Raw genomic sequence first — 13762 nt, forward strand, 5'->3', positions numbered from 1 at the left:
CGTTCTGCACGATCGTTGGGGAATTCGTGCCGAAATCGTGGGGGAGGGCCACTCCGTGCGCCCGATCGTCACTCTTGAATCCACGATAGTTGACACACCGTGGCCGGGGTCGGCAGGATCGGCATCCTGATGCTCGGGCGCCGTTGCCCCACGGGGGTGGGCAGCGGCGCTCGTTCACTCCCGCCCCGGGGCGGGCGGTGGCGTGCGCGTGCCTCCGCCCGGACGGACCTGGCGGGCCGAGGCGTGTGGTTGCTTCCACGCCGTGCGCCCGGCGCACGAACTCCCCGGGCGCGCTCCCCCCACGAAGCGGACGTCGCCACCGCGCTGCCGGGGCGTCACTTTCCGTTTCCGGAGCGGCCGTTCCGCGTCGGTACGTTTCCCGCGACCTCGCCCGGCGCCCGTCCGCCAGCACCACTCGGGCGCGCCCCGCCCGAAAGGCCGCGCAGCCGATGGCCCCCCGACTCTCCGTCGTCGTCCCGGTGTACAACGTCGAGCGGTACCTCGCCGAATGCCTGGACTCGATCGCCGCCCAGAGCTTCACCGACTTCGAATGCGTCCTGGTGGACGACGGCTCCACCGACACCAGCGCCGACATCGCCGAGCAGTACTGCGCCCGCGACCCGCGCTTCCGCCTGGTCCGCCAGCCCAACCGCGGACTCGGCGCCGCCCGCAACACCGGCGTGCGCCACCTCGCCGACGCCACCGAGTACCTCGCCTTCGTCGACAGCGACGACACCCTCCCCCCGCACGCCTACCGGCTGATGATCTCCACCCTGGACGACACCGGCTCCGACTTCGCCGCCGGCAACGCCCTCCGGCTGCGCACCACCGGCCTCGAACCCTCGCACGCCCACCGCCGGCCGTTCGCCGAGACCCGGCTGCGCACCCACGTCTCCGAACTGCCCGCCCTGGTCACCGACCGCACCGCCTGGAACAAGGTCTACCGCCGCGCCTTCTGGACCGCGGCCGGCCTCGAGTACCCCGAAGGCATGCTCTACGAGGACGCGCCCGTCAGCGTCCCGCACCACTTCCTCGCCGAGCACGTCGACGTGCTCTCCGAACCCGTCTACCACTGGCGGATCCGCGAGGACGGCGAACGGTCCATCACCCAGCGGCGCACCGACCCGCGCGGCCTGGCCGACCGGGTCCGCTCCATCGAACTCGTCCGCGGCTGGCTGCTCGACCAGGCCGACCCGGCCTTCCGCGAACACCTGCGGGCCTACGACCACAACACCCTGGTCGAGGAGATCCCGATGTTCTTCTGGACCGTCCCCGACGGCGACCGCGACTACCGGCACGCCTACCACCGCCACGTCACCCGCCTGCTCAGCGCCATCGGCCCCGACCGCCTCGCCACCCTCCCCCCGGTCCTCCGCCTCAAGTACCGCCTCACCGTCGCCGGCCGCCTCCACACCCTCTCCACCGTCCAACGCGCCCACCGCCGCGTCCGCAACACCCGCAAGGCCCTCCGCCGCACCCCGTGAACACGAGAGAGCCCCCGAGCGCTTCGCGCTCGGGGGCTCTCTCTGTGCGGTGGCCAGGGCCGGGGTCGAACCGGCGACCTTCCGCTTTTCAGGCGGACGCTCGTACCAACTGAGCTACCTGGCCGTACTGCACCGTCTCTTGCGAGACGAGCGATCCCGACGGGACTTGAACCCGCGACCTCCACCTTGACAGGGTGGCGAGCTAACCAACTGCTCCACGGGACCTCATGCGGATTGCTCCGCACAGGACCTTACTACGGTACTGCGTGCCCCCAACGGGATTCGAACCCGTGCTACCGCCTTGAAAGGGCGGCGTCCTGGGCCACTAGACGATGAGGGCTTGCGGCCCTTCCGGCCGGATCATCCGGCGTTCGGGGACGTCGAGAAGCATATGGGATGCCGGGCGGGAACACCAAAACGGTTTCCGGAGGTGGGCGCGGCGGGGGTCAGGACCAGCCGAGCTCGTGGAGTTCGTCGTCGTTGAAGCCGAAGTGGTGGGCGACCTCGTGGATCACCGTGATGCGGACCTCCTCGACGGCTTCCTCGCGGGTGTCGCAGTGCCGGAGGGTCGGGCCCATGTAGATCAGGATGCGGTCCGGCAGGACGCCGGCGTACCACTCGCCGCGCTCGGTGAGCGGAATGCCCTCGTACAGGCCGAAGAGGTCGGGCGTGGCGGGGTCGGGTTCGTCCTCGACGAAGATCGCCACGTTGTCCATCATCGCGGCCAGCTTCGGCGGAATCCGGTCCAGCGCGTCGGACACCAGCACCTCGAACTCGTCCCTGGTCATCTCCACCCGCCCATTGTCGGAGGTCCGCTGACGGGACGCCAGGTCATCCCGGCCGGTTCGCCGGGCGGGAGGCGGCGAGGCTGATGGTGGGCGGGCACCCGTGTCCCGGCGGGGCGGACGCGCGTTGGGCACCCGAGAACGATGTGGCGGTCCTGGCGGGCCGTGCGGGAGGTGGCTCGGTGATGGCGGTTGGGTCGGCGCAGCGGCGGGTGGCGGCGAGGGCGGCATTGGCGGCGATCGCCCTGCTCGGACTGAGCGGCTGCATGTCGGTGGGCGCGCAGTCGCCCGACGGGGCGGACGAGGTGAAGCCGAGCGGCGCCGCCACGGCGACCACCCTCAAGGCCGGGGTCGGCACCGGCGGCCACCAGGGCGGGTCGCGCGGAGAGCACGGCGGCACGCCGGGCGTTGACGGTGCGTCACCCGGCGCCGCGCCCTCCCCGGGCGGGCACGCGCCCGGTCCCACGCCGCCGGCCGCCGTCGTCCCGGGCACCCCGGTGCAGGTGCCGGGGTCGGTGGTCGGCACTCCCACGCCGGCCGGCACGCCTGCCGGCCCGGACACGCCGGCGGCCACCCCGACCGGCGGCGGCCCGCGTCCTCGCCGGCGCCGCAGCCGAGCAGCCCCGCGCCCTCGCACTCGGTGAAGCCCTCGCCGGCGCCCAGCGGGACGTCCGCGGAGCCGCACGAGTCGACGTCCGCGCACTGACGCCGGGAGGAGCCCGGCCCGGAGGGAGCCGGGGAGCCTTGATTCGAGGGCGCTGGCCAGGGGATTTGCCTCTGATCCGCAGGCTCCCCTATGGTGGTAGATCGTTCGTTTGATCCTATTTGGCTGGCGCTCCTCACACCTTTGAGCGCCCTTGGCGCGTTCCGGCGATCCGTGGCTGACCGCATAGAGGCGGTATTTCCAACAGACCCCCGGACTTTGGCGCGTGCCACTTCCGGAAGGTTTTGCATGTCTCTCGTTGACGACGCCCGCTTCGCCATGCCCGCGAACGGGTCCGACGCCGCCGACACCGACTCCCTCGACACCGACACGCTGGACGCGGAGCTCGCCGAGCTCACCGAAGGCGCCACCGACACCGACGCCGACGCGACCGCCGAGGCCGCCGAGGACGCCGAGCCCACCATCACCTTCGGTGACCTGGGCCTGCACGACGAGGTCGTCCGGGCGCTCGCCAAGCGCGGCGTCACCACCCCGTTCCCGATCCAGGCCGCGACCATCCCGGACGCGCTGGCCGGCAAGGACGTCCTCGGCCGCGGCCGCACCGGCTCCGGCAAGACCCTGAGCTTCGGCCTGCCGCTGCTGACCCGCCTGGCGGGCGGCGAGCGCACCAAGGCGAAGCACCCGCGCGGCCTGATCCTGGTCCCGACCCGCGAGCTGGCCATGCAGGTCGCCGACGCCCTGGAGCCGTTCGGCTCGGTGCTCGGCCTGCGCCTGAAGGTGGTCTGCGGCGGCACCTCGATGTCGAACCAGATCTACGCCCTGGAGCGCGGCGTGGATGTGCTGGTGGCCACCCCCGGCCGTCTGCGCGACCTGATCAACCGCGGCTCCGCGAAGATGGACGAGGTCGAGATCGCCGTCCTCGACGAGGCCGACCAGATGGCCGACATGGGCTTCCTGCCCGAGGTCACCGAGATCCTCGACCTGGTGCCGGCCGGCGGCCAGCGCCTGCTGTTCTCCGCCACCCTGGAGAACGAGATCGACACCCTGGTCAAGCGCTACCTGAAGAGCCCGGTCACCCACGAGGTCGACCCGTCGGCCGGCGCGGTGACCACCATGACCCACCACATCCTGGTCGTGAAGCCCAAGGACAAGGCACCGATCACCAACGCGATCGCCGCCCGCAAGGGCCGCACCATCATCTTCGTCCGCACCCAGATGGGCGCGGACCGGGTCGCCCAGCAGCTGCTGGAGGCCGGGGTGAAGGCCGACGCGCTGCACGGCGGCATGACCCAGGGCGCCCGTACCCGCGTCCTCGGCGACTTCAAGGACGGCTACCTGAACGTGGTCGTCGCCACTGACGTCGCCGCCCGCGGCATCCACGTCGACGGCATCGACCTGGTGCTGAACGTCGACCCGGCGGGTGACCACAAGGACTACCTGCACCGCTCCGGCCGCACCGCCCGGGCCGGCCGCTCCGGCACCGTCGTCACCCTGGTGCTGCCGCACCAGCGCCGCGGCGTGTTCCGCCTGATGGAGGACGCGGGCGTGGACGCCTCGCGCCACATCCTCGACCACGCCTTCGACGCCGAGGTGGCCCGGATCACCGGCGCCCGCTCGCTGGTCGAGGTCCAGGCCGAGAGCGCGTCCGGCATCGCCGGCGCCGCCGAGCGCGAGGTCGCCGAGCTCACCCGTGAGCTGGAGCGCGCCCAGCGCCGCGCCAACGAGCTGCGCGAGGAGGCCGACCGCCTGGCCGCCCGCGCCGCCCGCGAGCGTGCCGAGCTGGGAATCGAGGACGAGCCCGAGACGGACGAGGCGACCGCCGAGGCCGGTGCCGAGACCGCCGAGCAGCCGGCCGCCGAGGCCGCGCCGGCGACCGAGGAGCGCACCCCGTCCTACCGCGAGGCGCGTACCGAGCGCCCCGCCTACAACCGGGACCGTGACCGCGACGACCGCGGCGGCCGTGGTGGCTTCAACCGTGACGACCGCGGTGGCCGTTCCTTCGGTGACCGTGAGCGTGGCGGCTTCAACCGCGAGGAGCGGGGCGGCCGTTCGTTCGGTGACCGCGAGCGTGGTGGCTTCAACCGTGACGACCGCGGTGGCCGTTCCTTCGGTGACCGCGAGCGTGGCGGCTTCAACCGCGAGGAGCGGGGCGGCCGTTCGTTCGGTGACCGCGAGCGCGGTGGCTTCAACCGTGACGACCGTGGCGGCCGTTCCTTCGGCAACCGTCCGCAGGGTGGCGGCTTCAACCGTGACGACCGCGGTGGCCGTTCCTTCGGTGACCGCGAGCGTGGCGGCTTCAACCGTGACGACCGTGGCGGCCGTTCCTTCGGTGACCGCGAGCGCGGTGGCTTCAACCGTGACGACCGCGGTGGCCGTTCGTTCGGTGACCGTGACCGCGGCAACCGTCCGCAGGGTGGTGGCTTCAACCGCGACGACCGCGGTGGCCGTTCCTTCGGTGACCGTGACCGCGGTGGCTTCAACCGCGAGGACCGCGGCGGCTACAACGGTGGCGGCGACCGCAAGCCGCGTTGGAAGAACTGACGCTGCGGCAGTGACGCACTGACCGGGCCCGCTCCACTTCGGTGGGGCGGGCCCGTTCGCGCGGGCGGGTAAATCCGTTGGTGGGGGCGGGAGTCGGCGCTAGCGTGCCGGACATGAGCAACAGGCAGCGGGCACTCGCCACGCAGAACGAGGAGATCGCCGACCGGGGCGAGTACCGGTGCACCGACGGGACGGCGGTGCGGATCGCCGAGGACCTGGCCGAGGCCCGCGCCGGGACGGTGTCCTACCCGCCGGAGGCCGAGTTCGGGGCCGGGCCCGGGCCGCTCGGCGTCGCGGCCGAGGTGACCGGCGAGGGCAGCATGGAGGCCGCCCGGCGGCTGGTCGAGGACGGCGGGAAGAGCGTCGCGGTGCTGAACTTCGCATCCGCGCGCAACCCCGGCGGCGGGTACCTGCGCGGCGCCAAGGCCCAGGAGGAGGACGTCTGCCGCACCGCGCTGCTGTACCGCTGCCTGCTGGAGGCCCCCGACTACTACGAGGCGCACCGCGCCTCCACCGACCTGCACTACAGCCACCGGGTGATCTGGTCGCCCGGGGTACCGGTGATCCGGGACGGGCGCGGGGAGCTGCTGGCCCGCCCGCACCGGGTCGGCTTCCTCACCTCGCCGGCCCCCAACGCGGGCCAGCTGGCGCTGCGTTCGCCCGGCACACCGCCGGACCTGCGGCCGGTGCTGGCCGAACGGGCCGCCCGGGTGCTGGCGGTCGCCGCCCGGCACGGGGTGCGCGAACTGGTGCTGGGCGCCTGGGGCTGCGGAGTGTTCCGCAACGACCCGGCGGAGGTCGCGGACGCGTTCGCCGAGGCCCTGGACGGGTGGGGCGCGGCCTTCGACCGGGTGGTGTTCGGGGTCTGGGACCGCAGCGTCCCCTCCGCGAACCGGGCCGCCTTCGAGGCACGGTTCGCCTCCTGACGGGTGCTTACTCGCCGGTGGCCAGCGCCGAGGCGGCGGCCACCACGCCCGTGACGGCGAGGACGGCCGGCCAGGCGCCGATCTTCTTCGCCAGCGGATGCGAGCCGCCGAACGCCGCCAGGTACAGCGCGGTCAGGCCGGCCGCGGCCGGCGCACCCGCGCGGCGGTGCCAGCGCACGGCGGCCGTCGTCCCGGCCGCGGCCAGGACGGCGCCGCCCAGCTCGCGCCGCCCGCTGAACCGGGCGGTGGCGTAACCGCCGATCAGACCGGCGGCGGCGACGGCGGCAGTGGCGGGGAAGCGGGCCATGGGACGGACTCCTCGGGACGGCTGGCGGCCGGTACGGGCCGGCCGGTGGGCACCGCCCACGGTAACCCGCCCGACGGACCGGACCGGCGGCAGGGAACGGCGTCCGGCCCCGGTCACTCCGGGCGCAGCGCGCGGAGCGCGGCGAGCTCCTCCGCGGTCGCGCCGTGGTTGAGCAGGTAGGCGTCGAGAGTGCCGTGGAGCTCCACGATGCGGGCCAGCGCGGTGGTGAGGTGCGCCGCCTCGACCGGGCGGGAGAGGCGCTCCACCCCGGCCTGGTCCAGGTACGGGACGGGCCCCCGGTCCAGGCCGAGGCCCAGGTTGGAGCGGAGGAAGTCGGCGGTGACGGCGGCCTCCGGGAGACCGGCCAGGGTCTGCAGGACGGCGATGGTCAGGCCGGTGCGGTCCTTGCCGACCGCGCAGTGCACCAGCACCGGGGCGCCGGTGGCCAGCGCGCGCACGGCGGCGGCGACGGCGACGCCGCCGGTCTCCGCCATGAACGGGTAGAGGGCCGCCTGGTCCTCCGGCCAGACCCGGTCCGTGGTGGCCGGGTCCGGCAGCATCGGCAGGTGCAGGTACTGGACGTCCGGGCCGGCCGGACGGTCCGGCCAGAACTCGATCTCCGCGTTGCTGCGCAGGTCGAGGACCGTCCGGATGCCGAGTGCCGCGAGCCGCTCCGCGCCCTCGTCGGTGAGCCGGTTGAGGCTCGCCGACCGGTAGAGCAGCCCGGGGCGGTAGACGCCCGCTCCGGCGTCGCGGAGGTTGAGCACGTCGGGGATGTCGAGGAACGGCGCGGCGGCGATTTCGGTCTCGGTCATGCCGCCCACGGTAGGCGCGGCGGACGGCGGCACGCCGGGGCGTTGACCGAACCGGTATCGGCGCACCGCGCGATGTTCACGTCCGCCCGTCCGACCGTCTGTGTGTCCGATCGCCGGGAGCCGATCGCCGGTGGTCGGCAGGTCAGCGTCCGCCGGCCGCCTCCAGGAAGGAGCCGGTGATGTACGAGGCGCCGGGGGAGAGCAGGTACAGGATCGCCTCGGCGACCTCCTCGGGCTGCCCGCCGCGTCCCATCGGGAGGTGCGGGCCGATCCGGTCGACCCGGCCGGGTTCGCCGCCGAGGGCGTGGATGTCGGTGTGGATCAGCCCGGGCCGGACGGCGTTGACCCGGATGCCCTCGGCCGCGACCTCCAGCGCGAGCCCGCGGGTCATCGAGTCCAGCGCGCCCTTGGACGCCGCGTAGTCCACGTACTCGCCCGGCGAGCCGAGCCGGGACGCCGCCGAGCCGACGTTGACGATCGCCCCGCCGCGCCCGCCGTAGCGGGTGGACATCCGGCGGACCGCCGCGGCCGCGCACAGGAACGGGCCGGTGATGTTGGCCGCCCAGATCCGGGTCAGCCGGGCCTCGTCCAGCTCGTCCAGCCGGCACTGCTTCTCCAGCGTGCCGGCGTTGTTCACCAGCGCGGTCAGCGGCCCGAGTTCGCGTTCCGCGGTGTCGAACAGGCGCTCCACCTCGGCGGTGGTGCTGACGTCCGCCCGCACCGCGACGGCGGTGCCGCCCGCCGCCCGGATCCGCTCCACCACGCCGTCGGCCGAGGCCTGGTCGGCCCGGTAGTTGACGCACACCCGGTAGCCGCGCCCGGCCGCGAGCAGGGCGGTGGCCGCCCCGATGCCGCGCCCGCCGCCGGTGACCACCAGCACCTCGTCCTGCGTCATGCCGTCCGTCCCTTCGTCCACGGATCCCCGTGCCGCCGACGGTAGTCCATGGGGTGAAATGCCTTTGCCCGGGGACGAGTCGGCGGCGCAGCATCACCGGCATGGACCCTTCCGTCTCCCCGTACGGCCCGCTCCGGGCCGACCAGCCGGACCTCGACGCGTACCTGGCCGCCGACGAGGTCATCGACCACCTGCACCCCGCCGTGGTGGAGCGCGCCGCCGCGCTGCGGCAGGCCGACCCGGTGGCGACCGCCGAGACGGTGTTCGGCTTCGTCCGCGACCGGATCGACCACTCGGCGGACGTCGGCCACTGGTCCGCCGCCTACCGGGCCTCCGACGTGCTGGCCGCCGGCAACGCGATCTGCCACGGCAAGTCGCACCTGCTGGCCGCCCTGCTGCGCGCCAACGGCATCCCGGCCGGCCTGTGCTACCAGCGGCTGGAGGTGCTGCACGGCCTCAACGGCGTGCTGCTGCCCGGAAGTTCGTGGTGGGTGCGGCTGGACGGCCGGGGCAACCGGAACGGCGCGGACGGGCAGTTCGCCACCACCCCGGCCAGCGAGCAGCCCGCCTGGGCCAACGACCCGGCGCTCGGCGAGCACCACTACCCGACCGTGTACGCGGCCACGCCGCCGGTGCTGCTGGAGGGCCTGCGCCGGGCCCGGCCCGGAGGCGTCGGGTTCGACTACCTGCCGTCGGAACTCCCGGGCGCGGCATAGCGGTTGGCGGTGCGCAGGGCCGCGAGCTTCGGGGCGCGGCTCTTCGGCGAGTCCAGGCCGAAGGCCCGGGCGTCGCCCAGCTCCTCGCGGACGAAGACCTCCGTGGCCTCGATCGCGGCCCGCAGCGCGGCGTTTATCGGCACGAACAACTGGTGCACCAGCTCCCGCTGTTCGGGGTCGTACTCCCAGAGGCCGACGATCCGGCCGCGGTCCACCACCAGGTGGGTCGGCGGGTCGGCCTCGCTGCCGAAGCTCCGACCCGTCCGGGAGGCCGGGACGGAGCGGTCGGCGTCCTGCGGGTCGATCAGCCGGGCCAGGTCCCGGTGCAGCAGGTGCAGGCCGTAGACGGCCGCCACCAGGGCGTACGCGGGCTCCGCCGGAACGGTGAACCGGTCGAATTCCTCGGCCAGTTCGGCGGGCAGCAGCAGGTCGGCGCCGGGAAGCCGCACCAGGTCCAGCGGGGCCAGTGCGGCCTTCGCGGTGGCCGCGTTGAAGCCGGAGAACCAGCGGAAGTGCCGCACCGAGGCGGGCGCCGCCCAGGAGAAGTAGCGCCGGGCCAGGTCGGCGGCCTCCCCGTGCACCGCCCGGTCCCACCGCAGATAGCCGTAACGCTGCTGGTCCAGGCGGCCGTTGACCGGCACCCGGCGGATCAGCCCGCGCGCCTGCAGCAGCCCCAGGGCCAGTGGCAGCGTGGTCGACACGCCCCGCCGGCGGCCCGCCTCGCCCAGCGGACGGGCCGCCGGACCGGCCAGCGCGCGGATCCGCTGCGGCTCCAACGGCTCGGTGGCGGACAGCAGTTCGGAGACCGTCAGGCAGAGCTGCTCGACCTCGTCCCGGGTCACCCCGAGGTGGCGCACCGCCGCCGCGATCTCCGCCTCCGCGACGCCCGCGCCCGCCGCCAGGCCCAGCGCGAAGTCCTCCGCCGGCAGCACGTACGTACAGCCGCGGGCGGCGGGCAGCTCCTGCACCTCCACGGCGGCGACCGCCGCGTCCACCGTCGCCCGGCCCAGCCCCGCCCGCGCGAACAGCCCCAGGTACGGCGCCGCGCCGCCCACCGAACGCGCCCAGCCCGTCGCCGCCAGCACCTGCGCCGGGGACGCGCCCCGGTGCGCACCGCCGTCCAGCCACTGCCGGTGCGCCCACCAGGCCCGGAGCTTCGCCGCCGGGATCTCGCCGTTCGCCATGCCGTCAGTATCGGCGCGGCGGGCGGCCCGGCCGAGCACCGGCGGCGTGGCCGTGTCGGAGGGCCTGTACGCCGGGTTCTGTCACCCGCGCCGACTGCTCCGGACCGCTCGGACCGCTCGGACCGCTCCGGACTGCTCGGAACCGCTCCGGACTGCTCGGAACCGCTCCGGACCGGCCGGAATTCGTTCGCGTGTACGGGTCGTTCGGGGCGAGACTGCGGGGACCGCTCCAAGGAGGTGACCCCACCGTGCACGTCCTGCTCTCCGGCATCGTCGGCTCCACCGCGTACGGCCTGGCGCACGCCGGCTCCGACCTCGACCGGCTCGGGCTGTTCGCCGCGCCGACCGTCGCCTTCCACGGCCTGCACCGGCCCGTCGAGTCGCACGTCACCACCGCGCCGGACCGCACCCTGCACGAGGCGGCGAAGTGGTGCCGGCTGGCCCTCTCCGGCAACCCCACCGCCTCCGAACTGGTCTGGTTGCCCGAGGAGTTGTACGAGGTCCGGACGCCGCTGGGCGAGGAGCTGATCGGTCTCCGGGAGTCCTTCCTGAGCGGGCCCGCGGTGCGCGGCGCGTACCTCGGCTACGCCCGGCAGCAGTTCCGCAAGCTCAGCTCCCGCGACCGCGGCGACACCGCGGGCCTCGCCCGCGCGGCCAAGCAGGCCCGGCACCTGGTCCGGCTGGTCCGCCAGGGCGTCGCCCTGCACGAGACCGGGCGCCTGGAGATCCGGCTCGCCGACCCGGACGAGGTGCGCGCCCTCGGCGAGCGCTACGCCCGGCGGCCCGAGGACGCGATCGCGCTGCTCGCCGACGCCGAGACCCGCTTCGACCGCCCCGGCGTGCTGCCGGCCGAGCCCGACGAACGCCCGGTCGAGAGTTGGCTCCGCCGGGTCCGCGCCGCCCACCTGCCCGCCGCCTGACTGCCCGTCGACTGCCGCCCGCGTCCCCGCGACCCGCCCGGTAATCCGCTGGCCATCTCCCGCCGGGCACCAGGTAGGATCACCCCGGCAGGCGCTGTCCCACGAGGCCCACGCCTGCCGCGGGCCGCTAGCTCAATTGGCAGAGCTGCGGACTTTTAATCCGTAGGTTCAGGGTTCGAGCCCCTGGCGGCCCACCGGAACATGAAAGCCCCTCACCAGCCGCATTCGGTAGGTGAGGGGCTTTCACGCGAGGTGAGAGGGAGGGTCACTGGGGCCTTTGCTGGCCCCCTGCTGGCCCGACGGGTCTCGGAGGCGGGTTTGCGGTCGTGCGTCGCGCTGGTGGAGCGGGGTGTCTCGGACGGCGTCGGGGTGGCAGCCCTTCGGCCGCGTCATCGAACTGGAGTTCGAGCTAGCGGTGGGTTTGGTATACAGACTTTCGACCATCGGCGCGTGAGCGTCAAGGGGTGCAGCCTCAGCCAGATGCCCGTCAACTGCAGGAACGTCGCGAGGTCGCGGAGCGGCTTCGCTACCTGCGACACCAGCGAGGGCTTACTCAGGAGCGTCTGGCTGAGGCGATCGGCCGTGATCGGCAGACGGTGGGCCAGTGGGAGCGTGCGGTCACCCCGCCTACCGTCGATGACCTGTCTGCCCTGGCGCGGGCGTTGAGAGTTGAGACTTGGCGGCTGTTCTACGGCTGAGCGGGCGCGAGCCCGTTGATCTGGTTCAGCTGCGCGGCCGAGTGCTCCGCGTGGTCCCGGCGGACGTGCATCTCTTCGGCCCCCATCTCGGTCCGCCAGGTGCCGTCCGGCCGGCGCACGCCCCAGATCGGTGTGCCGTCCGTAAGCGCACGGAGTAGGTCGACGCGGTAGTAGCCGGTGGCGTCCTGGTTGCTCATGCCCGCCTCCGGGTGGCCGCGTCGAGGTGGGCGGCCCAGCAGTCGGAGGCGGCAGGGTCGACGTCGCGGCCGGTACCGGTGAGGCATCGGTCGCAGCCTCGGCACGGGACGTACGGCCTGCCTTCGCCAGCCTCGTCCGGGCGCCCGCCCGGGGTCGAACGCCTCGCTGAAGTGTTTTGCTCATGTTCGACTCCCTGCCGATCGTTCCGTGCCGGACAGTGCCCCGGCATGACGATGGTCGGCCAGTCGTCGGGACGAACACACCACGTTTCAGGGACGTTTGGGACGTTCGACTGGTACACCTTGACTCGTCCTTGCAGACCAGAGAGGCGAACCCGTGAACGAGGTCCTGCGGCAGGCTATGGCCCGTGCGAATATGACGGAGTCCCAGATCGCGCGCGCGTGCGGAGTGGACCCGAAGACGGTCAGTCGGTGGATCGGCAACGCCTCGCGCGTGCCTCACGCCCGCCACCGTGCTGCGGTGAGCCGGGCCCTCGACGAGGAGGAGACCGTGCTCTGGCCGTCCGTGCAGCAGCTCGTCAAGAGCGGCCCCGACCGTGAACTCGTCCAGCTGTACCCGTACCGGTCCGCGGCGCCCACCTCGCTGTGGCGGCAGTTGATCGCCGGGGCGGAGCGGGAGCTGACGTTCGCCGGCTACACCAACTACTTCCTGTGGCTGGAGCAAGCGCAGTTCGGTGAACTCCTCCGCAGGAAGGCCGAGCGAGGATGCAGGGTCCGTTTCATCATCGGCGACCCGTCCTCTCCCGTGACCCGCCAACGAGAGCTGGAGGAGGACGTGCCGCTCACGCTGTCGACCCGGATCGAGGTGACGTTGTCCGAGCTGGCCAAGCTGCGGGGCACGGACATCGAGGCCCGCTACGAGACCGGACACGTCTCGCTGTCGGTGTTCCGGTTCGACGACGACATGATCGTCACGCCTCTGCTGCCCGGCAGGATCGGCCATGACGCCCCGATGATGCACCTGCGGCGGGCCCAGGACGACGGTGTGTTCGACCGCTTCGCCGGCCACGTTGAAGACCTGTGGGCGAAGGGGCGCGATGTGTGGACGATCCCGACGACGGAGGTGGCCGATGCCCAGGCGTGACTACGAGGACGACCCGAACGCCCCCAAGCCCAACTCGCTGGTGCCGGCCGCCTCGGTGGTGGTCGTCGACGAGCGCGGCCGCGTTCTGCTGCAACGCCGCACCGACAACGGCATGTGGGCCCTGCCCGGCGGCAAGATGGACCTCGGTGAATCCCTGGCCGACTGCGGGATCCGCGAGACCCGCGAGGAGACCGGCCTCGACATCGAGATCGTCGGCATTGTCGGCACCTACACCAACCCCGGCCACGTCTTCGCCTACGACGACGGCGAGGTCCGCCAGGAGTTCAGCATCTGTCTGCTCGGCCGGCCGGTCGGTGGCGGCGACCTCCGCGTTTCCGATGAGTCGTTCGAGGTGGCGTGGTTCGCACCAGAGGAGACCGACGAGTTGCCGATGGTGTCGAGCATCCGCAAGCGGATCACCGACTGGCGGTCCGGCCGGATTCCCGTCGTGCGCTGACTGCCGTCCGCACCGAACGGTCAGCACCCCGACATGACGAAACCGCCCCGCCGGCCGAAGCCGAGCGG

14 protein-coding genes and 4 tRNA genes are annotated in these 13762 nt (G+C 73.3%); 9 read left to right on the forward strand and 9 right to left on the reverse strand.

The window, feature by feature from the left end; genetic code table 11:
* The first annotated feature begins 449 nt into the window (after positions 1-449).
* Positions 450-1484: a glycosyltransferase family 2 protein gene (locus KCH_RS19480; RefSeq protein WP_035864654.1), complete on the forward strand. Its 1035-nt coding sequence runs from the start codon at positions 450-452 to the stop codon at positions 1482-1484.
* Positions 1485-1534: 50 nt separating this feature from the next.
* Here KCH_RS19480 and KCH_RS19485 read toward each other — a convergent pair.
* From KCH_RS19485 to KCH_RS19500, 4 genes are all read right to left on the reverse strand, one after another.
* Positions 1535-1608 (reverse strand) — tRNA-Phe (locus KCH_RS19485).
* A gap of 27 nt (positions 1609-1635) precedes the next feature.
* Positions 1636-1709, reverse strand: a tRNA-Asp gene (locus tag KCH_RS19490).
* Between the two features lie 42 nt (positions 1710-1751).
* Positions 1752-1824 (reverse strand) — tRNA-Glu (locus KCH_RS19495).
* A 106-nt stretch (positions 1825-1930) separates the two neighbouring features.
* Complete coding sequence (locus tag KCH_RS19500) at positions 1931-2272, reverse strand: metallopeptidase family protein (RefSeq protein ID WP_035872809.1); 342 nt, start codon at positions 2270-2272, stop codon at positions 1931-1933.
* 949 nt (positions 2273-3221) lie between these two features.
* On the opposite strand from KCH_RS19500, the gene KCH_RS19510 reads away from it, so the two are divergent.
* Entirely contained in the window at positions 3222-5474 is a 2253-nt protein-coding gene (locus tag KCH_RS19510) for a DEAD/DEAH box helicase (protein ID WP_051653231.1), read from the forward strand.
* A gap of 113 nt (positions 5475-5587) precedes the next feature.
* The gene (locus KCH_RS19515) at positions 5588-6400 is read left to right on the forward strand and encodes a TIGR02452 family protein (protein ID WP_035864659.1); all 813 of its coding nucleotides are present in this window, start codon (positions 5588-5590) and stop codon (positions 6398-6400) included.
* A 7-nt stretch (positions 6401-6407) separates the two neighbouring features.
* Here the strand turns inward: KCH_RS19515 and KCH_RS19520 are convergent, their stop codons facing one another.
* The 3 genes from KCH_RS19520 to KCH_RS19530 form a co-directional block, all read right to left on the reverse strand.
* The gene (locus KCH_RS19520; RefSeq protein ID WP_035864660.1) at positions 6408-6707 is read right to left on the reverse strand and encodes a hypothetical protein; all 300 of its coding nucleotides are present in this window, start codon (positions 6705-6707) and stop codon (positions 6408-6410) included.
* A gap of 113 nt (positions 6708-6820) precedes the next feature.
* Positions 6821-7522 carry a tyrosine-protein phosphatase gene (locus KCH_RS19525; protein ID WP_051653232.1) on the reverse strand — a complete coding sequence of 234 codons (702 nt, stop codon included), beginning with the start codon at positions 7520-7522 and terminating at the stop codon, positions 6821-6823.
* Positions 7523-7664: 142 nt separating this feature from the next.
* Complete coding sequence (locus KCH_RS19530; RefSeq protein ID WP_035864662.1) at positions 7665-8417, reverse strand: SDR family oxidoreductase; 753 nt, start codon at positions 8415-8417, stop codon at positions 7665-7667.
* A gap of 101 nt (positions 8418-8518) precedes the next feature.
* Here KCH_RS19530 and KCH_RS19535 point away from each other — a divergent pair, with 101 nt between their 5' ends.
* Positions 8519-9133 carry a transglutaminase-like domain-containing protein gene (locus tag KCH_RS19535; RefSeq protein WP_035864663.1) on the forward strand — a complete coding sequence of 205 codons (615 nt, stop codon included), beginning with the start codon at positions 8519-8521 and terminating at the stop codon, positions 9131-9133.
* On the opposite strand, the gene KCH_RS19540 is transcribed toward KCH_RS19535, so the two are convergent.
* Positions 9100-10317 (reverse strand): DNA glycosylase AlkZ-like family protein, encoded by a 1218-nt coding sequence (locus KCH_RS19540; protein WP_051653233.1) that lies wholly within the window; start codon positions 10315-10317, stop codon positions 9100-9102. The genes KCH_RS19535 and KCH_RS19540 overlap by 34 nt on opposite strands.
* 248 nt (positions 10318-10565) lie before the next feature.
* Between KCH_RS19540 and KCH_RS19545 the strand changes: the two genes are divergently transcribed.
* From KCH_RS19545 to KCH_RS46645, 3 genes are all read left to right on the forward strand, one after another.
* Positions 10566-11237, forward strand: a complete 672-nt coding sequence (locus KCH_RS19545) for a nucleotidyltransferase domain-containing protein (RefSeq protein ID WP_035864666.1) — start codon at positions 10566-10568, stop codon at positions 11235-11237.
* A 121-nt stretch (positions 11238-11358) separates the two neighbouring features.
* Positions 11359-11431, forward strand: a tRNA-Lys gene (locus KCH_RS19550).
* A gap of 270 nt (positions 11432-11701) precedes the next feature.
* Positions 11702-11935: a helix-turn-helix domain-containing protein gene (locus tag KCH_RS46645; RefSeq protein ID WP_084223760.1), complete on the forward strand. Its 234-nt coding sequence runs from the start codon at positions 11702-11704 to the stop codon at positions 11933-11935.
* Here KCH_RS46645 and KCH_RS19560 read toward each other — a convergent pair.
* Positions 11926-12132, reverse strand: a complete 207-nt coding sequence (locus KCH_RS19560) for a hypothetical protein (protein WP_035864668.1) — start codon at positions 12130-12132, stop codon at positions 11926-11928. The two genes, KCH_RS46645 and KCH_RS19560, sit on opposite strands and share 10 nt — an antisense overlap.
* 337 nt (positions 12133-12469) lie before the next feature.
* On the opposite strand from KCH_RS19560, the gene KCH_RS19565 reads away from it, so the two are divergent.
* Both KCH_RS19565 and KCH_RS19570 read left to right on the forward strand, forming a co-directional pair.
* A complete protein-coding gene (locus KCH_RS19565) occupies positions 12470-13237 on the forward strand; it encodes a transcriptional regulator (protein ID WP_035864672.1) in 768 nt (255 codons plus the stop codon).
* Positions 13224-13694, forward strand: a complete 471-nt coding sequence (locus KCH_RS19570; protein WP_035864674.1) for an NUDIX domain-containing protein — start codon at positions 13224-13226, stop codon at positions 13692-13694. The genes KCH_RS19565 and KCH_RS19570 overlap by 14 nt, the downstream gene beginning before the upstream one ends.
* Positions 13695-13762: the final 68 nt, after the last annotated feature.

It is taken from the genome of Kitasatospora cheerisanensis KCTC 2395 (assembly GCF_000696185.1).
Classification (GTDB): Bacteria; Actinomycetota; Actinomycetes; order Streptomycetales; family Streptomycetaceae; genus Kitasatospora; species Kitasatospora cheerisanensis.